Raw genomic sequence first — 14,843 nt, forward strand, 5'->3', positions numbered from 1 at the left:
TCGTGCTCATCCCGCGCAGGGTTAAGCACCGCAAGCAGCACCACCCCGGTCGTTCCGGTGCTGCCAAGGGCGGCACGAGGGTCACCTTCGGCGAGTTCGGCATCCAGGCTCTGGAGCCCGCCTACGTGACCAACCGGCAGATCGAGTCGGCTCGTATCGCCATCACCCGGCACATCCGCCGCGGTGGCAAGGTGTGGATCAACATCTTCCCCGACCGCCCGCTGACGAAGAAGCCCGCCGAGACCCGCATGGGTTCCGGTAAGGGTTCTCCGGAGTGGTGGGTGGCCAACATCAAGCCGGGCCGCGTCCTGTTCGAGATGTCCTTCCCGAACGAGGCAATCGCCCGCGAGGCGCTCCGTCGCGCGATCCACAAGCTGCCGATGAAGTGCCGCATCGTCACGCGTGAGGGTGGTGACTTCTGATGGCAGCGGGTACTACCGCTTCCGAGCTGCGCGAGCTGACTGAAGAGGAGCTCGTGCTGCGCCTTCGGGAGGCCAAGGAGGAGCTGTTCAACCTCCGCTTCCAGATGGCCACCGGGCAGCTCGACAACAACCGCCGCCTGCGCACGGTCCGGAACGAGATCGCTCGGGTCTACACCGTGATGCGCGAGCGGGAGCTGGGTCTCTCGGCTTCCCCCGATGCGGCTTCCACTGGTGAGGGTGCGGCATGAGCGAGAACGAAGAAGTGACCACCGAGGCGCGCAACTACCGCAAGGTCCGCGAGGGCCTCGTCGTGTCCGACAAGATGGACAAGACGATCGTGGTGGCGGTCGAGGACCGCAAGAAGCACCGCCGCTACTCGAAGGTCATGCGCTCCACCGCCAAGGTGAAGGCGCACGACGAGCAGAACACCGCTGGCATCGGCGACCGCGTCCTCCTCATGGAGACCCGGCCGCTGTCCGCCACCAAGCGGTGGAGGCTCGTCGAGGTCCTCGAGAAGGCCAAGTAAGTCAGACCGAGCCCGTCAGGTCGGAAATCTGGCGGGCCAGGAATGGTCAAGGAGACAGGTAAGTGATCCAGCAGGAGTCGCGGCTCCGGGTCGCCGACAACACCGGTGCGAAGGAAATCCTCTGCATCCGTGTTCTCGGTGGTTCCGGCCGTCGCTACGCGGGCATCGGGGACATCATCGTCGCCACGGTGAAGCAGGCAATCCCCGGCGCGGGTGTCAAGAAGGGCGACGTGGTCAAGGCCGTCGTCGTCCGGACCGTCAAGGAGAAGCGCCGTCCCGACGGCTCTTACATCCGATTCGACGAGAACGCCGCTGTGCTCATCAAGAACGACAACGAGCCGCGCGGCACCCGCATCTTCGGCCCGGTCGGCCGTGAGCTGCGCGACAAGAAGTTCATGAAGATCATCTCGTTGGCGCCGGAGGTGCTCTGACCATGAAGGTGAAGAAGGGCGACACCGTCGTGGTTATCGCCGGCAAGGACAAGGGTGCTCGGGGCAAGGTCATCCAGGCCTACCCCGCGCTCGACCGCGTCCTGGTCGAAGGCGTCAACCGCATCAAGAAGCACACCCGGATCACGCAGACCCAGCGCGGCGCGCAGTCGGGCGGCATCGTGACCCAGGAGGCCCCCATCCACGTGTCCAACGTGATGGTGGTCGACTCCGACGGCAAGCCGACCCGTGTGGGCTACCGGACGAACGACGAGGGCAAGCGGGTCCGCATTTCCCGTCGTAACGGGAAGGACATCTGATGACCACCGCTGAGAAGATCACGCCCCGGCTGAAGACCCGCTACCGCGAGGAAATCGCCGGCGAGCTGCAGAAGCAGTTCGAGTACCCCAACGTGATGCAGATCCCCGGCGTCGTGAAGGTCGTCGTCAACATGGGTGTCGGCGACGCCGCCCGCGACGGCAAGCTGATCGAGGGCGCCGTGCGCGACCTGTCGATCATCACCGGCCAGCGCCCCGAGGTCCGCCGCGCCCGCAAGTCGATCGCGCAGTTCAAGCTGCGCGAGGGCATGCCCATCGGCGCCCGCGTCACGCTGCGCGGCGACCGCATGTGGGAGTTCCTCGACCGCCTGCTGACGATCGCGCTGCCGCGCATCCGCGACTTCCGCGGCCTGTCCGGCAAGCAGTTCGACGGCAACGGGAACTACACGTTCGGCCTCAACGAGCAGTCGATGTTCCACGAGATCGACCCGGACGCCATCGACCGCCCGCGCGGCATGGACATCACGGTCGTCACGACCGCCACCAACGACGAGGAGGGCCGGGCGCTGCTGAAGCACCTGGGCTTCCCGTTCAAGGAGAACTGACAGATGGCCAAGAAGGCTCTGATCAACAAGGCGGCGGGCAAGCCGAAGTTCAAGGTGCGCGCCTACACCCGCTGCCAGCGCTGCGGTCGTCCGCACTCGGTGTTCCGCAAGTTCGGCCTGTGCCGGATCTGCCTGCGCGAGATGGCCCACCGGGGCGAGCTGCCCGGCGTGAGCAAGTCGAGCTGGTAGTTCCGCCTCGGCGGCCGGTTTTTCTCTCTACATCCACTTCGCTGTAGGCCCGTCCACGACCAGCGCCCCGCCCCCGCGAGGGGGCGGGCCGCTCGGACCCTGGCTGGGGAACCGCAGCGAGAAAGGTTGACCAGGTCACCATGACGATGACCGACCCGATCGCAGACATGCTGACTCGTCTGCGGAACGCGAACTCGGCTTACCACGACAAGGTCGTGATGCCGCACTCGAAGCTGAAGGCGAACATCGCCGAGATCCTCAAGCGCGAGGGCTACATCGCCAGCTACCGCGACGAGGATGGCGAGGTCGCCAAGAACCTGGTGATCGAGCTGAAGTACGGCCCGAACCGGGAGCGCAGCATCGCCGGCCTCCGCCGCGTCTCCAAGCCCGGTCTGCGGGTTTACGCGAAGTCGACCAACCTGCCCAAGGTCCTGGGCGGTCTCGGCGTCGCGATCATCTCGACCTCTGGTGGTCTGCTGACCGACCGCCAGGCCAACAAGCAGGGCGTGGGCGGAGAAGTCCTCGCCTACGTCTGGTAGAAGGGGGGACTGAAGGCATGTCGCGCATCGGAAAGCTGCCGATCACCGTCCCCTCCGGGGTCGACGTGAACATCGACGGCCAGGCCGTCAGCGTGAAGGGGCCGAAGGGCACCCTGAACCTGACGATCGCCGAGCCGATCACCCTCGAGAAGGCCGACGACGGCACCATCGAGGTCAAGCGCCCGAACGACGAGCGCCGCAGCCGCTCGCTCCACGGCCTGTCCCGCACCCTGGTGCAGAACATGGTCGTCGGCGTGACGCAGGGCTACGAGAAGAAGATGGAGATCCACGGCGTCGGTTACCGCGTGGCTCTCAAGGGCTCGGACCTCGAGTTCGCCCTGGGCTACAGCCACCCGGTGAAGGTCGAGGCCCCCGCGGGCATCACCTTCGCGGTGGAGACGCCGACCCGCTTCTCGGTGGCGGGCATCGACAAGCAGCTCGTCGGCGAGGTCGCCGCCAACATCCGCAAGCTGCGCAAGCCCGACCCGTACAAGGGCAAGGGCGTGCGCTACTCGGGTGAGAAGATCCGCCGCAAGGTCGGAAAGACGGGTAAGTGACATGAGCGAGACTGCAACGAAGCGCAAGCCGGTGGGCAAGGACATCTCGACCACCCGCCGCATCGCGAAGACCCGCCGTCACTTCCGCCTCCGCAAGAAGGTCAGCGGCACCGCGGAGCGCCCGCGCCTGGTCGTGCACCGCTCGTCGAAGCACATCACCGTGCAGATCATCGACGACCTCGCCGGCCACACCCTGGCGGCTGCCTCCTCGGTCGAGGCGGACGTCCGGGCGATCGACGGCGACAAGAAGGCTCGCGCCGCCAAGGTCGGTCAGCTGGCCGCGGCCCGCGCCAAGGACGCTGGCATCAGCAAGGTGGTGTTCGACCGCGGTGGCAACGCCTACCACGGCCGGATCGCCGCTCTCGCGGATGCCGCCCGCGAGGCGGGGCTGGAGTTCTGACAATGATCATCACCGGAATTGAGAGGGACGCCTGATGCCAGGACGCACGCGTCGCGAAGGCGGCGGGGGCGAGCGCGGAGAGCGCCGCGACCGTCGTGACGGCGGCCGCGGCGGCGCGGCCCAGGAGAAGACCCCGCACCTGGAGCGCGTTGTCGCGATCAACCGCGTCTCCAAGGTCGTCAAGGGTGGTCGCCGCTTCAGCTTCACGGCCCTCGTGGTCGTGGGCGACGGCGACGGCATGGTGGGCGTCGGCTACGGCAAGGCCAAGGAAGTTCCGGCCGCCATCGCCAAGGGCGTCGAGGAGGCGAAGAAGAACTTCTTCCGCGTCCCCCGCATCGCGGGCACCATCCCCCACCCGGTCCAGGGTGAGAAGGCGGCCGGTGTCGTGCTGCTGCGCCCGGCCTCGGCCGGTACCGGTGTCATCGCCGGTGGCGCCGTCCGCGCGGTGCTGGAGTGCGCCGGTGTCCACGACGTGCTGAGCAAGTCGCTGGGCTCCGACAACGCCATCAACATCGTGCACGCCACCGTGGCGGCCCTGAAGGGCCTCCAGCGTCCCGAGGAGGTGGCCGCCCGCCGCGGTCTCCCGCTCGAGGACGTCGCTCCCGCAGGCATGCTCCGCGCCCGCGCAGGGGCGGTGTGACCATGGCACAGCTCAAGGTCACCCAGGTGAAGAGCACCATCGGTACCAAGCACAACCACCGGGAGTCCATGCGGACCCTGGGGCTGCGCAAGATCCGCCAGTCGGTGGTCCGCGAGGACACGCCGCAGGTGCGCGGGCTCATCCACGCCGTGCGCCACCTGGTGGTCGTCGAGGAGGTCCAGTCGTGACCATCAAGATCCATGACCTGAGGCCGGCCCCCGGCGCCAAGACCAAGAAGACCCGCGTGGGTCGTGGTGAGGGCTCCAAGGGCAAGACCGCCGGTCGCGGCACCAAGGGCACCGGAGCGCGGAAGAACGTCTCGCCGCGCTTCGAGGGTGGCCAGATGCCGCTGCACATGCGCCTGCCCAAGCTCAAGGGCTTCCGCAACCCGTTCCGCACCGAGTACCAGGTCGTGAACGTGGCCGACCTCGCCCGCCTGTTCCCCAAGGGCGGCCGGGTCGACGTGGACGCGCTCATCAACGCCGGCCTCGTTCGCAAGAACGAGCTGGTGAAGGTGCTGGGCGACGGCGACATCAACGGCGTCAAGCTCGACGTCGTCGCCAACAAGTTCTCGGGCAGCGCGGTCGAGAAGATCGCCGCCGCCGGTGGCACCACCACCGTGCTCTGAGCTTCGGCTCTGACACGGGCGTGTGACGCCTGAACTGCTGAACGGCCCCCGGAGTTCCGACTCCGGGGGCCGTTCTGCTGTCCGGGTTCGGGCCGTTCCGCGCCTGATCCGGGCCCGCTGATCGTCGACCACCACCCCCAGGGGTGACATTTGGATGACTTCTGCGCCGCTAGCAGGTGCGCGCGAAACGCGGCACCCCTGTTCGCCGTCCCACTTCGCGAGCCTGTTCGCGATGGGCGTAACCAGCGGCTACGCTCCCCGAACTTGATCCATTCGGGGGCTTGCCGGTCACCGGTGCCGATCGGGTAGTAAGTGTGGGGGATGACTGGATGCGGTGACCGGCCCGGCGGCTGTTAAAGTCGCGGGCTGTACCCGGATGGTTCCGGGTCGGTCGCGGCTACCCGTCGCTTCCACCACCGCCGGCCCTGTCCGGCGGGAGCCCACAAGACCGTGCCGGCAAAACGGCCGGTACCGCAGGATGCCGACCCACGCGGGGCGGCAACGCTGATGGAGGTTCGCGTGCTCGGCGCATTCCGCTCGGCTCTCGCGACGCCGGACCTACGCAAGAAGATCCTCTTCACGTTGGGGATCATCGTGGTGTACCGGTTGGGCGCGACCCTGCCCGCGCCGGGCGTCTCGTTCGTCAACGTCAAAAAGTGCGTCGAGCAGGTCGACCAGCAGGGCATCTACTCCCTGATCAACCTGTTCAGCGGCGGCGCGCTCCTGAACTTGTCGATCTTCGCGCTGGGCATCATGCCCTACATCACCGCGAGCATCATCGTCCAGCTGCTCACCGTGGTCATCCCGCGGTTCGAGCAGCTGAAGAAGGAAGGCCAGTCCGGCCAGGCCAAGCTGACCCAGTACACCCGGTACCTGACGATCGCGCTCGCGGTCCTCCAGTCCACCGGCATCATCGCCCTGGCGGTGCGCGGTCAGCTGTTCGCCAACTGCGACGTCCCGGTCATCCCGGACGACAGCATCTTCTCGCTCATCGTCATGGTCGTGACCATGACCGCGGGCACCAGCGTCATCATGTGGCTCGGCGAGGTCATCACCGAGAAGGGCATCGGCAACGGCATGTCGTTGCTGATCTTCACCGGCATCGCGGCCCGCGTCCCGGTCGAGGGCCAGGTCATCTGGAGCCGAGGCGGCCTGACCTTCGCGCTGGTCTGCGTGGCGGCCCTGCTGATCATCGCCAGCGTCATCTACGTGGAGCAGGCCCAGCGCCGCATCCCCGTCCAGTACGCCAAGCGCATGATCGGCCGCAGGATGTACGGCGGCACCTCGACCTACCTGCCGCTCAAGGTGAACCAGGCCGGTGTCATCCCGGTCATCTTCGCCTCGTCGCTGCTCTACCTGCCCGACCTGATCTCGCGCCTGACCGCCGCCAACGACGGCTCGGCGCCCGGCTGGTGGCAGACCTTCGTCGCGACCCACCTGGTCTCGCAGTCCAGCCCGGTGCACATCGCGCTGTACTTCCTGCTGATCGTCTTCTTCACGTACTTCTACGTCGGCATCACGTTCAACCCGGACGAGCGCGCCGACGAGATGAAGAAGTTCGGTGGGTTCATCCCCGGCATCCGGCCGGGTCGCCCCACCGCCGAGTACCTCCGCTTCGTCCTGGGGCGGATCACGCTGCCCGGCTCGCTGTACCTCGGTATCGTCGCCATCCTGCCGAACCTGTTCCTCGACCTGACCGGTGAGGGCCAGAACCAGAACTTCCCCCTCGGCGGCACGGCGGTGCTGATCATGGTCGGTGTCGGCCTCGACACCGTGAAGCAGATCGAGAGCCAGCTCATGCAGCGCAATTACGAAGGGTTCCTCCGCTAGATGCGACTCGTTCTCGTCGGCCCGCCCGGAGCGGGCAAGGGCACGCAGGCCAAGAATCTCAGCGCCGCGCTCGCCGTGCCGCACATCTCCACGGGGGACCTGTTCCGCGCGCACATCAGCGAGCAGACCCCGCTCGGCCAGGAGGTCCAGGAGTACCTGGACGCCGGCGAGCTCGTGCCCGACGAGGTGACGAACAAGATGGTGCGCGAGCGCCTCGCCGAGCCGGACGCCGCGAACGGCTTCCTGCTCGACGGGTTCCCGCGCAACGTCGCCCAGGCGGACGTCCTCGGCGCCCTGCTCGGCTCCGAGGGCCACGAGCTGGACGCCGTGCTGGAGTTCCGGATCGACGAGGAGATCGTCGTCGAGCGGCTGCTCGCCCGAGGGCGCGCCGACGACAAGGAAGACGTCATCCGGCACCGCCAGCAGGTCTACCGCACCGAGACGGCGCCGCTGCTGGAGTACTACTCCCGCATCGTCGTCACGATCGACGCGGTCGGCGACGTGACCGAGATCAGCGAGCGGGCGCTGGCCGCGCTGCGCGGCGAGAAGTGACCGGTGGACTGCTCGATGCCCTCCGGCGAATCGCACCAGGCGGTCGTGACCGCATGATCGAGATCAAGACCCGCGGCCAGCTGGAGGCCATGCGCGCCTCCGGCCTGGTCGTGGCGAAGGCGCTGACCCTGATGGCCGCGCACGCCAAGGCCGGGGTCAGCACGGCCGAGCTGGACCAGCTCGCCGAGCAGACCATCCGCGACGCGGGCGCCGTGCCGAGCTTCAAGGGCTACCACGGGTTCCCGGCGAGCATCTGCGCGTCGGTCAACCAGCAGGTGGTCCACGGCATCCCCAGCCGCACCCAGATCCTCGCGGACGGCGACCTGCTGTCGATCGACTGCGGCGCGATCCTGGACGGCTGGCACGGCGACTCGGCGCTCACCGTCCCGATCGGGACGGTCACCGAGGCGGAGCTGAAGCTGTCCGAGGCGACCAGGACCTCGATGCTCGCGGGCATCGAGGCGGCGGTCGCGGGCGCGAAGCTGTCGGACATCTCGTTCGCCATCGAGTCCGAGACGATCGCCGCGGGCGAGCGCGACGGCATCGAGTACGGGATCGTCGACGGGTACGGCGGCCACGGCATCGGCACCAAGATGCACATGGACCCGTTCCTGCCGAACTACGGCAAGCCCGGCAAGGGCCCCCGGCTCAAGCCCGGCATGGCGATCGCCATCGAGCCGATGCTGACCCTGGGCACGGACCAGACGGTGGAGCTGTCGGACGGCTGGACGGTCGTCACGTCGGACAAGTCGAAGGCCGCGCACTGGGAGCACAGCGTGGCCATCACGGAGGACGGCCCCTGGGTGCTGACGGCGCCCGAGGAGGGCTGAGAACCCCGGTCGTGCGAGCGGCCCCCGACCTCTCGAGGTCGGGGGCCGCTCCGCGTTCTGAGCCGCGTTCTCCGGGGCGCGCGCGGCGCTAGGCCGCCTCGTGCCCGGCCGCGTCGCACTCGCCGGGCGCGCAGCCCGCAGGGCACCTGCGCGCGGCCAGCCCGGTGGTCAGCAGGGCGCAGGACGCGATCCCGGCGAGCAGCAGTGCAGTGGTCAGCACGGGGTCCACCTCCCTCGGGACGCGTGCGGTCCCGGTAGGGGTATTCCACCGGATGCTTCACCCGGACGTGGACCGAACAGTCCCGCTGTCACACCAACGGGTTAAGGGGGGTGGGGTTTCTTCCCCCTCAGACGGGGGCTACCTGGATACCGCGCGGGGCCGGGGGCCTCCACCATGGAGCTGTGATCGAACCCGTGAAGCCCGAGGACATCAGGGTCTCGGACAAGGACCGCGAGCAGGTCCAGGACTTCCTCCGGCGCGCCCACGTGGAGGGCTCCCTCGACGTGGCCGAGTTCGACGAGCGGGTCGGGGAGGCGCTGCGCGCCAGGACGCGCGGGGACCTCGCCCGGCTCATCGCGGACCTGCCGGTGCCGGACACCGAGCCGCTCGACTTCCGCCCGCGACCGCCCGCGCCCGCGCCGTCCGCCGGCTACCCGAGGCCCGACTCGAGGTACCACCGCGTGCTGCGGGTGCTCACCCAGGTCTGGCTGGCGGTGAGCGCGCTGAACTTCGTCGTCTGGCTGCTGGTGAACATCTCCGACTTCATCGACGGGCACGGGCTCGACTACCCCTGGTTCCTCTGGTTCACCGCGCCCCTCGGCGCCGCGCTGGGCGCGCTGTGGTGGCTGGCGCCCCGCGAGCATCGGGCGCGGGGGTAGCTTCGGGGGCAGCAGCTGAGGGGACGGGGGAGCGGTGACCGCCGAGGAGCGCGACAAGGCGCAGGCGCTGGAGGTGCTGGGCGAGGCCCGCGCCGACGGCCGGATCAGCGAGGACGAGCTGCGGCGGCGCTCGGGCGCGGTGCGGGCGGCGACCACGTACGCCGAGCTGACCGCCGCGCTGACCGGGCCGCCGCGCCCGGAGGCCCCGCCCGCGCCGGTCGAGCGGGCGTCGTGGCTGTCCGCGCTGGTCAACGGCTGGCGCTCGCAGGACCCGGCCGCGCCGAGGTCGGCCGACCACCTGCCCGCCGAGCCCGCGCCGGGAGACCCCCGGTCGGCCGAGGCCGCCGCCAGGAGCGAGCAGCCGCCCGCCGACCGGCCCGAGTGGGTCACCACGCTGGTGAACGCCTGGAACTCGCGGGACCTGTCCGACGCGCTGAGCGTGCTCGCCGTGGTCGTGTTCCTGGTGTGGGGGCTGGCCGCGCTGCGGGCGGAGATCATGCCGCACCCGTGGTGGATCTGGGTCGCTCTGGCGGCCATGGTCACCCGATTTGGGCGTTCGGGCGGCGGAGCGTAGTATGGGGCGGTGGCGCACACGTCGCGCCGGTTCCGCCATGCCCGTGGAGGTCGTCAGACCCCGGCAGGCAGCAGGTTCGCAAGGGCCTAGACGGACTCGGGGTCGTGCGTGCCCTAATCCGGAAGTACCCACCGTCACGAAACGCGGAGGACATGGGCAAGAAGGACGGGGCCATTGAGGTCGAGGGCCGCGTAGTCGAGCCGCTTCCCAACGCGATGTTCCGAGTCGAGTTGGAGAACGGGCACAAGGTCCTGGCGCACATCAGCGGCAAGATGCGTCAGCACTACATCCGAATCCTCCCCGAGGACCGGGTTGTCGTGGAGCTCTCGCCCTACGACCTGTCCCGAGGGCGCATCGTCTACCGCTACAAGTGACCTCCGGTGCCCGGGCACGGGCACTCGGCCACAAGCAGGAGAGCTCAGGCGTGAAGGTTCAGCCGAGCGTCAAGAAGATCTGCGACAAGTGCAAGGTGATCCGCCGTCACGGCCGGGTCATGGTGATCTGCGAGAACCTGCGCCACAAGCAGCGCCAGGGCTGAGCAGCACCCGCTGTCGTCGTTCACCACGACGCTAGAGACAAGCAAGCCTCTTCGCACCTGCCCACACCCCTGATCAGGGGCGTGGGCGCACCCCCGGACTCCAGGCCGGGGCCGGGACGCCGCCCGCGAGAGCGGGCGGAACTGACGCAGCGAGTCAGTCCCGGGAACGGGCGAGGAGCAAACCTGGAGCGACACCACTGTTAGGAGCAAGCGCCGAATGGCACGACTCGCTGGCGTCGACCTCCCCCGCGAAAAGCGGTTGGAGATCGCGCTCACCTACATCTTCGGCATCGGTCGTACGCGCTCCAAGGAGCTGCTGAAGGCCACCGAGATCTCCCCGGACGTCCGGGTGAAGGACCTCGGTGACGACGACCTCGCCAAGCTGCGGGACTACATCGAAGAGCACTTCAAGCTTGAGGGTGATCTCCGCCGCGAGATCCAGGCCGACATCCGTCGCAAGATGGAGATCGGTTGCTACGAAGGCCTGCGCCACCGTCGCAACCTGCCCGTCCGCGGGCAGCGCACGAAGACGAACGCGCGCACTCGCAAGGGTCCGAAGAAGACCGTTGCGGGCAAGAAGAAGGCCGGCAAGAAGTAACCTCGCGGACCCTGAAGTAGGAGATCACCCAGAATGCCACCCAAGACCCGTCAGGGCGCCGGGGTCAAGAAGGTCCGGCGCAAGGAAAAGAAGAACATCTCGCACGGCCAGGCCCACATCAAGAGCACGTTCAACAACACCATCGTGTCCATCACGGACCCGCTGGGCAACGTGATCAGCTGGGCTTCCGCGGGCCACGTCGGCTTCAAGGGCTCGCGCAAGTCGACGCCCTTCGCCGCGCAGATGGCCGCGGAGAACGCCGCGCGCAAGGCCGCCGAGCACGGCGTGCGCAAGGTGGACGTGTTCGTGAAGGGTCCCGGCTCCGGCCGCGAGACCGCGATCCGTTCGCTGCAGGCCGCCGGCCTCGAGGTCGGCACCATCCAGGACGTGACCCCGCAGCCCCACAACGGCTGCCGCCCGCCCAAGCGGCGCCGGGTCTGAGGCACGGGGAGGAGTAAGCACTCATGGCTCGCTACACCGGACCGGCCACGCGCATCTCGCGTCGCCTCAAGGTCGACCTCATCGGTGGGGACCAGGCGTTCGAGCGCCGTCCGTACCCGCCCGGCCAGCACGGCCGCGGCCGCATCAAGGAGTCCGAGTACCTCCTGCAGCTGCAGGAGAAGCAGAAGGCTCGCTACACGTACGGCATCCTTGAGAAGCAGTTCGTCCGCTACTACAAGGAAGCGGTTCGCCGCACCGGCAAGACCGGTGAGAACCTGCTGCAGATCCTCGAGTCGCGCCTGGACAACGTGGTGTACCGCGCCGGTCTGGCCCGCACCCGTCGCCAGGCCCGCCAGCTGGTCAGCCACGGTCACTTCCTGGTCAACGGCCACAAGGTGAACATCCCGAGCTACCAGGTGTCGAAGTTCGACATCATCGACGTGAAGCCGAAGTCGCTGCCGCTGCTGCCCTTCGAGGCCGCGCGCGCTTCCTTCGGCGACCGGCCGATCCCGGCCTGGCTCCAGGTCGTGCCGTCGAACCTGCGCATCCTGGTGCACCAGCTCCCGGAGCGGGCGCAGATCGACACGCCCGTCACCGAGCAGCTGATCGTCGAGCTCTACTCGAAGTGATCCTCCTGGAGGGCGGCCCGGTGGGCCGCCCTCCAGTCGGGTCCCGCGACGGCACTAAATGGTGTGCCGAACGCGTTTGCCGGTCTCCGCGACTGGCTCTCCCGGCGTCAAATAGCGGTCGCCGGGTTCAGAGAGGAAGAACCCAGTGCTGATTTCCCAGCGCCCCTCGCTCAGCGAGGAAGCGGTCAGCGAGACCCGTTCCCGGTTCGTCATCGAGCCGCTGGAGCCGGGTTTCGGCTACACCCTCGGCAACTCCATCCGCCGCACCCTGCTGTCCTCCATCCCCGGCGCCGCCGTGACCAGCATCCGCATCGACGGCGTGCTGCACGAGTTCACCACGGTTCCCGGTGTGAAGGAGGACGTCACCGACATCATCCTCAACCTCAAGGAGCTGGTCGTCAGCTCCGAGGAGGACGAGCCGGTGACCATGTACCTGCGCAAGCAGGGGCCGGGCGCGGTGACCGCCGGTGACATCGTGCCCCCGGCCGGTGTGACCGTGCACAACCCCGACCTGCACATCGCCACCCTGAACGGCAAGGGCAAGCTGGAGATCGAGCTCGTCGTCGAGCGCGGTCGCGGCTACGTCCCCGCCGTCCAGAACAAGCAGGCGGGGGCCGAGATCGGCCGCATCCCCGTCGACTCGATCTACTCGCCCGTCATGAAGGTGACCTACAAGGTCGAGGCCACCCGTGTCGAGCAGCGGACCGACTTCGACAAGCTGATCCTCGACGTCGAGAGCAAGCCCTCCATCACGCCGCGCGACGCCGTGGCGTCGGCGGGCAAGACCCTGGTGGAGCTGTTCGGCCTCGCTCGCGAGCTGAACGTCGACGCCGAGGGCATCGAGATCGGACCCTCGCCCGCCGAGGCGGACACCATCGCGGCCTTCGCGATGCCGATCGAGGACCTGGACCTCACCGTCCGGTCCTACAACTGCCTCAAGCGCGAGGGCATCCACACGGTGGGCGAGCTCGTCTCGCGCAGCGAGGCGGACCTGCTGGACATCCGCAACTTCGGCGCCAAGTCCATCGACGAGGTCAAGATGAAGCTCGTCGGCCTGGGCCTCGCGCTGAAGGACAGCCCTCCAGGGTTCGACCCCTCGGCTGCCGCGTCCGACTACCCCGCAGAGGGTTGGGGCGCGGACTCGTCCGTGGACTCCCACGACGACGGCCAGGACTACGCGGAGACCGAGCAGCTCTGAGGCCGCTTAGCGGCCGGGCCGGAGCAGAGGATCAGAAAGAAATCCGAGGAGCAATTCGATGCCCACCCCCACCAAGGGACCCCGTCTCGGTGGCTCGCCGGCCCACGAGCAGCTCATGCTGGCCAACCTGGCCACGTCGCTGTTCACCCACGGTCGCATCACCACGACCGAGGCGAAGGCCAAGCGGCTGCGCCCGTACGCCGAGAAGCTGATCACCAAGGCCAAGGTCGGTGACCTGCACAACCGCCGCGAGATCATGAAGGTGATCCGCGACAAGGACATCGTCCACAAGCTGGTCGCCGAGATCGGCCCGTTCTTCGCGGACCGCTCCGGTGGCTACACCCGCATCACGAAGACGCTGAACCGCAAGGGCGACAACGCCCCCATGGCCGTCATCGAGCTGGTGCAGCAGAAGACGGTGACCTCCGAGGCCGAGAAGGCCCGCGGCACCAAGTTCGCCAAGGACGAGGCGAAGACCGAGGCTCCCGCCGAGGAGACCAAGGTCGAGGAGACCAAGGCCGTCGACCAGGACGCCGAGGCCCCCGAGTCCGCCACCAAGGACGCCGCCGAGGAGCCCGCCGAGGGCGCCGAGGCCAAGGCCGAGGACAAGAAGGACGAGTCCTGAGCGACTCCAGCACCACCCGCGAGCCCGTCACCCCCACTCGGGGCGGCGGGCTCGCCGGTGTTCCGGGGGAGGTCGGCCGGGCGCGCGTCCGGCTGGACCTGGCGTACGACGGCACCGAGTTCTCCGGCTGGGCCCGCCAGCCGAACCGCCGCACGGTCTGCGGGGTGCTGGAGGACACCATGTCCACGGTGCTGCGCGAGGACGTCGTGCTGACCGTGGCCGGGCGCACCGACGCCGGGGTGCACGCGGCCGGGCAGGTCGCGCACGCCGACCTGCCGGAGTCCACCGACGTGGCCGGGCTGCCGAAGCGGCTGGCCCGCGCGCTGCCCGCCGACGTCCGGGTGTTCTCGGCGCGGGTCGTGCCCGCCGCGTTCGACGCCCGGTTCGCGGCGCTGCGGCGGCACTACGAGTACCGGGTGACCGACGCGCCGTTCGGGGCGCACCCGCTGCGGCGGCTGGACACCCTCTCCTGGCCCCGTCAGCTCGACGTGGAGGCGATGAACGCCGCGTCCGGCCTCATGCTGGGGGAGCGGGACTTCTGCGCCTACTGCCGCCGCAGGGAGGGCGCCACGACGATCCGGGAGCTCCAGCGGTTGGAGTGGGTGCGCGAGGGCGACCTGCTGACCGCGTTCGTCTCGGCGGACGCCTTCTGCCACTCGATGGTGCGGAGCCTGGTGGGGGCCCTGCTCGCGGTGGGGGAGGGGCGCAAGCCGGTGGAGTGGCCCGCGTCGCTGCTGTCGCTGCACAGCCGGTCCAGCGAGGTGACGGTGGCCCCGCCGCACGGGCTGTCCCTGGTGCGGGTGGACTACCCGGCCGACGAGGACCTGGCCGCGCGGGCCGAGATCACCAGGAACGTGCGGGTGCGGGTCGCGGAGCGGCCCGCAGGGCGGCCCGGAGGGTCGCCGCCTGAAGCGTGACGGCCCGCTGGGAGCGACTG

Annotated in this window: 27 protein-coding genes; 26 read left to right on the plus strand and 1 reads right to left on the minus strand. The window is 68.8% G+C overall.

Annotated elements, in window-relative coordinates; genetic code table 11:
* Positions 1 to 2 precede the first annotated feature (2 nt).
* From rplP to map, 16 genes are all read left to right on the plus strand, one after another.
* The gene (gene rplP, locus LV78_RS16280) at positions 3 to 422 is read left to right on the plus strand and encodes a 50S ribosomal protein L16 (protein WP_096497126.1); all 420 of its coding nucleotides are present in this window, start codon (positions 3 to 5) and stop codon (positions 420 to 422) included.
* Positions 422 to 670, plus strand: coding sequence for a 50S ribosomal protein L29 (rpmC, locus tag LV78_RS16285; protein ID WP_096497125.1), 249 nt, complete (start codon positions 422 to 424; stop codon positions 668 to 670). The genes rplP and rpmC overlap by 1 nt, the downstream gene beginning before the upstream one ends.
* Entirely contained in the window at positions 667 to 948 is a 282-nt protein-coding gene (rpsQ, locus tag LV78_RS16290; protein WP_253846101.1) for a 30S ribosomal protein S17, read from the plus strand. The genes rpmC and rpsQ overlap by 4 nt, the downstream gene beginning before the upstream one ends.
* A gap of 62 nt (positions 949 to 1,010) precedes the next feature.
* A complete protein-coding gene (gene rplN / locus LV78_RS16295) occupies positions 1,011 to 1,379 on the plus strand; it encodes a 50S ribosomal protein L14 (protein WP_015805282.1) in 369 nt (122 codons plus the stop codon).
* A gap of 2 nt (positions 1,380 to 1,381) precedes the next feature.
* Positions 1,382 to 1,696, plus strand: a complete 315-nt coding sequence (rplX, locus tag LV78_RS16300; protein ID WP_015805281.1) for a 50S ribosomal protein L24 — start codon at positions 1,382 to 1,384, stop codon at positions 1,694 to 1,696.
* Complete coding sequence (rplE, locus tag LV78_RS16305) at positions 1,696 to 2,259, plus strand: 50S ribosomal protein L5 (RefSeq protein ID WP_253846102.1); 564 nt, start codon at positions 1,696 to 1,698, stop codon at positions 2,257 to 2,259. The genes rplX and rplE overlap by 1 nt, the downstream gene beginning before the upstream one ends.
* Positions 2,260 to 2,262: 3 nt before the next feature.
* The gene (locus tag LV78_RS16310) at positions 2,263 to 2,448 is read left to right on the plus strand and encodes a type Z 30S ribosomal protein S14 (protein ID WP_015805279.1); all 186 of its coding nucleotides are present in this window, start codon (positions 2,263 to 2,265) and stop codon (positions 2,446 to 2,448) included.
* A gap of 140 nt (positions 2,449 to 2,588) precedes the next feature.
* Complete coding sequence (gene rpsH, locus LV78_RS16315) at positions 2,589 to 2,987, plus strand: 30S ribosomal protein S8 (RefSeq protein ID WP_015805278.1); 399 nt, start codon at positions 2,589 to 2,591, stop codon at positions 2,985 to 2,987.
* A 17-nt stretch (positions 2,988 to 3,004) separates the two neighbouring features.
* A complete protein-coding gene (gene rplF, locus LV78_RS16320; RefSeq protein WP_253846103.1) occupies positions 3,005 to 3,544 on the plus strand; it encodes a 50S ribosomal protein L6 in 540 nt (179 codons plus the stop codon).
* Between the two features lies 1 nt (position 3,545).
* Positions 3,546 to 3,944 (plus strand): 50S ribosomal protein L18, encoded by a 399-nt coding sequence (gene rplR / locus LV78_RS16325; protein WP_253846104.1) that lies wholly within the window; start codon positions 3,546 to 3,548, stop codon positions 3,942 to 3,944.
* Positions 3,945 to 3,978: 34 nt separating this feature from the next.
* Positions 3,979 to 4,584, plus strand: coding sequence for a 30S ribosomal protein S5 (rpsE, locus tag LV78_RS16330; RefSeq protein ID WP_015105247.1), 606 nt, complete (start codon positions 3,979 to 3,981; stop codon positions 4,582 to 4,584).
* A 2-nt stretch (positions 4,585 to 4,586) separates the two neighbouring features.
* Entirely contained in the window at positions 4,587 to 4,772 is a 186-nt protein-coding gene (gene rpmD, locus LV78_RS16335; protein WP_015805275.1) for a 50S ribosomal protein L30, read from the plus strand.
* Positions 4,769 to 5,212 (plus strand): 50S ribosomal protein L15, encoded by a 444-nt coding sequence (gene rplO / locus LV78_RS16340; protein WP_096497121.1) that lies wholly within the window; start codon positions 4,769 to 4,771, stop codon positions 5,210 to 5,212. Before rpmD ends, rplO begins: the two co-directional genes overlap by 4 nt.
* Before the next feature lie 519 nt (positions 5,213 to 5,731).
* The gene (gene secY / locus LV78_RS16345; RefSeq protein WP_253846105.1) at positions 5,732 to 7,042 is read left to right on the plus strand and encodes a preprotein translocase subunit SecY; all 1,311 of its coding nucleotides are present in this window, start codon (positions 5,732 to 5,734) and stop codon (positions 7,040 to 7,042) included.
* Entirely contained in the window at positions 7,043 to 7,594 is a 552-nt protein-coding gene (locus tag LV78_RS16350; RefSeq protein WP_253846106.1) for an adenylate kinase, read from the plus strand.
* Between the two features lie 53 nt (positions 7,595 to 7,647).
* Entirely contained in the window at positions 7,648 to 8,424 is a 777-nt protein-coding gene (gene map, locus LV78_RS16355) for a type I methionyl aminopeptidase (RefSeq protein ID WP_253846107.1), read from the plus strand.
* An 88-nt stretch (positions 8,425 to 8,512) separates the two neighbouring features.
* On the opposite strand, the gene LV78_RS40775 is transcribed toward map, so the two are convergent.
* Entirely contained in the window at positions 8,513 to 8,644 is a 132-nt protein-coding gene (locus LV78_RS40775; protein ID WP_301306655.1) for a hypothetical protein, read from the minus strand.
* Positions 8,645 to 8,826: 182 nt separating this feature from the next.
* On the opposite strand from LV78_RS40775, the gene LV78_RS16360 reads away from it, so the two are divergent.
* From LV78_RS16360 to truA, 10 genes are all read left to right on the plus strand, one after another.
* The gene (locus LV78_RS16360) at positions 8,827 to 9,303 is read left to right on the plus strand and encodes a DUF1707 SHOCT-like domain-containing protein (RefSeq protein WP_253846108.1); all 477 of its coding nucleotides are present in this window, start codon (positions 8,827 to 8,829) and stop codon (positions 9,301 to 9,303) included.
* Between the two features lie 34 nt (positions 9,304 to 9,337).
* Positions 9,338 to 9,877, plus strand: coding sequence for a DUF1707 SHOCT-like domain-containing protein (locus LV78_RS16365; RefSeq protein WP_253846109.1), 540 nt, complete (start codon positions 9,338 to 9,340; stop codon positions 9,875 to 9,877).
* Between the two features lie 152 nt (positions 9,878 to 10,029).
* Positions 10,030 to 10,251, plus strand: coding sequence for a translation initiation factor IF-1 (infA, locus tag LV78_RS16370; protein WP_005166804.1), 222 nt, complete (start codon positions 10,030 to 10,032; stop codon positions 10,249 to 10,251).
* Positions 10,252 to 10,301: 50 nt separating this feature from the next.
* Positions 10,302 to 10,415 (plus strand): 50S ribosomal protein L36, encoded by a 114-nt coding sequence (gene rpmJ, locus LV78_RS16375; protein ID WP_010148647.1) that lies wholly within the window; start codon positions 10,302 to 10,304, stop codon positions 10,413 to 10,415.
* A gap of 217 nt (positions 10,416 to 10,632) precedes the next feature.
* Positions 10,633 to 11,013 carry a 30S ribosomal protein S13 gene (gene rpsM, locus LV78_RS16380; RefSeq protein WP_096497116.1) on the plus strand — a complete coding sequence of 127 codons (381 nt, stop codon included), beginning with the start codon at positions 10,633 to 10,635 and terminating at the stop codon, positions 11,011 to 11,013.
* A 33-nt stretch (positions 11,014 to 11,046) separates the two neighbouring features.
* Positions 11,047 to 11,454, plus strand: coding sequence for a 30S ribosomal protein S11 (gene rpsK, locus LV78_RS16385; RefSeq protein ID WP_015805266.1), 408 nt, complete (start codon positions 11,047 to 11,049; stop codon positions 11,452 to 11,454).
* Positions 11,455 to 11,477: 23 nt separating this feature from the next.
* Positions 11,478 to 12,083, plus strand: coding sequence for a 30S ribosomal protein S4 (rpsD, locus tag LV78_RS16390; RefSeq protein ID WP_253846110.1), 606 nt, complete (start codon positions 11,478 to 11,480; stop codon positions 12,081 to 12,083).
* Between the two features lie 145 nt (positions 12,084 to 12,228).
* The gene (locus LV78_RS16395; RefSeq protein ID WP_015805264.1) at positions 12,229 to 13,281 is read left to right on the plus strand and encodes a DNA-directed RNA polymerase subunit alpha; all 1,053 of its coding nucleotides are present in this window, start codon (positions 12,229 to 12,231) and stop codon (positions 13,279 to 13,281) included.
* Between the two features lie 58 nt (positions 13,282 to 13,339).
* Complete coding sequence (gene rplQ, locus LV78_RS16400) at positions 13,340 to 13,906, plus strand: 50S ribosomal protein L17 (protein ID WP_253846111.1); 567 nt, start codon at positions 13,340 to 13,342, stop codon at positions 13,904 to 13,906.
* Positions 13,903 to 14,823, plus strand: coding sequence for a tRNA pseudouridine(38-40) synthase TruA (gene truA, locus LV78_RS16405; RefSeq protein ID WP_372494939.1), 921 nt, complete (start codon positions 13,903 to 13,905; stop codon positions 14,821 to 14,823). Before rplQ ends, truA begins: the two co-directional genes overlap by 4 nt.
* Positions 14,824 to 14,843 lie beyond the last annotated feature (20 nt).

The sequence above is a fragment of the Actinosynnema pretiosum genome (assembly GCF_024171695.1).
In the GTDB taxonomy this organism is placed as follows: domain Bacteria; phylum Actinomycetota; class Actinomycetes; order Mycobacteriales; family Pseudonocardiaceae; genus Actinosynnema; species Actinosynnema pretiosum.

What these genes read in the sequence shown, in the direction of transcription:
- rpmC (WP_096497125.1), top strand. Translation starts at nt 422, where the DNA reads ATGGCAGCGGGTACTACCGCTTCCGAGCTGCGCGAGCTGACTGAAGAG.
- rpsQ (WP_253846101.1), top strand. Translation starts at nt 667, where the DNA reads ATGAGCGAGAACGAAGAAGTGACCACCGAGGCGCGCAACTACCGCAAG.
- rplX (WP_015805281.1), top strand. Translation starts at nt 1,382, where the DNA reads ATGAAGGTGAAGAAGGGCGACACCGTCGTGGTTATCGCCGGCAAGGAC.
- rplE (WP_253846102.1), top strand. Translation starts at nt 1,696, where the DNA reads ATGACCACCGCTGAGAAGATCACGCCCCGGCTGAAGACCCGCTACCGC.
- LV78_RS16310 (WP_015805279.1), top strand. Translation starts at nt 2,263, where the DNA reads ATGGCCAAGAAGGCTCTGATCAACAAGGCGGCGGGCAAGCCGAAGTTC.
- rpsH (WP_015805278.1), top strand. Translation starts at nt 2,589, where the DNA reads ATGACGATGACCGACCCGATCGCAGACATGCTGACTCGTCTGCGGAAC.
- rplF (WP_253846103.1), top strand. Translation starts at nt 3,005, where the DNA reads ATGTCGCGCATCGGAAAGCTGCCGATCACCGTCCCCTCCGGGGTCGAC.
- rplR (WP_253846104.1), top strand. Translation starts at nt 3,546, where the DNA reads ATGAGCGAGACTGCAACGAAGCGCAAGCCGGTGGGCAAGGACATCTCG.
- rpsE (WP_015105247.1), top strand. Translation starts at nt 3,979, where the DNA reads ATGCCAGGACGCACGCGTCGCGAAGGCGGCGGGGGCGAGCGCGGAGAG.
- rpmD (WP_015805275.1), top strand. Translation starts at nt 4,587, where the DNA reads ATGGCACAGCTCAAGGTCACCCAGGTGAAGAGCACCATCGGTACCAAG.
- LV78_RS16350 (WP_253846106.1), top strand. Translation starts at nt 7,043, where the DNA reads ATGCGACTCGTTCTCGTCGGCCCGCCCGGAGCGGGCAAGGGCACGCAG.
- map (WP_253846107.1), top strand. Translation starts at nt 7,648, where the DNA reads ATGATCGAGATCAAGACCCGCGGCCAGCTGGAGGCCATGCGCGCCTCC.
- infA (WP_005166804.1), top strand. Translation starts at nt 10,030, where the DNA reads ATGGGCAAGAAGGACGGGGCCATTGAGGTCGAGGGCCGCGTAGTCGAG.
- rpsM (WP_096497116.1), top strand. Translation starts at nt 10,633, where the DNA reads ATGGCACGACTCGCTGGCGTCGACCTCCCCCGCGAAAAGCGGTTGGAG.
- rpsK (WP_015805266.1), top strand. Translation starts at nt 11,047, where the DNA reads ATGCCACCCAAGACCCGTCAGGGCGCCGGGGTCAAGAAGGTCCGGCGC.
- rpsD (WP_253846110.1), top strand. Translation starts at nt 11,478, where the DNA reads ATGGCTCGCTACACCGGACCGGCCACGCGCATCTCGCGTCGCCTCAAG.
- rplQ (WP_253846111.1), top strand. Translation starts at nt 13,340, where the DNA reads ATGCCCACCCCCACCAAGGGACCCCGTCTCGGTGGCTCGCCGGCCCAC.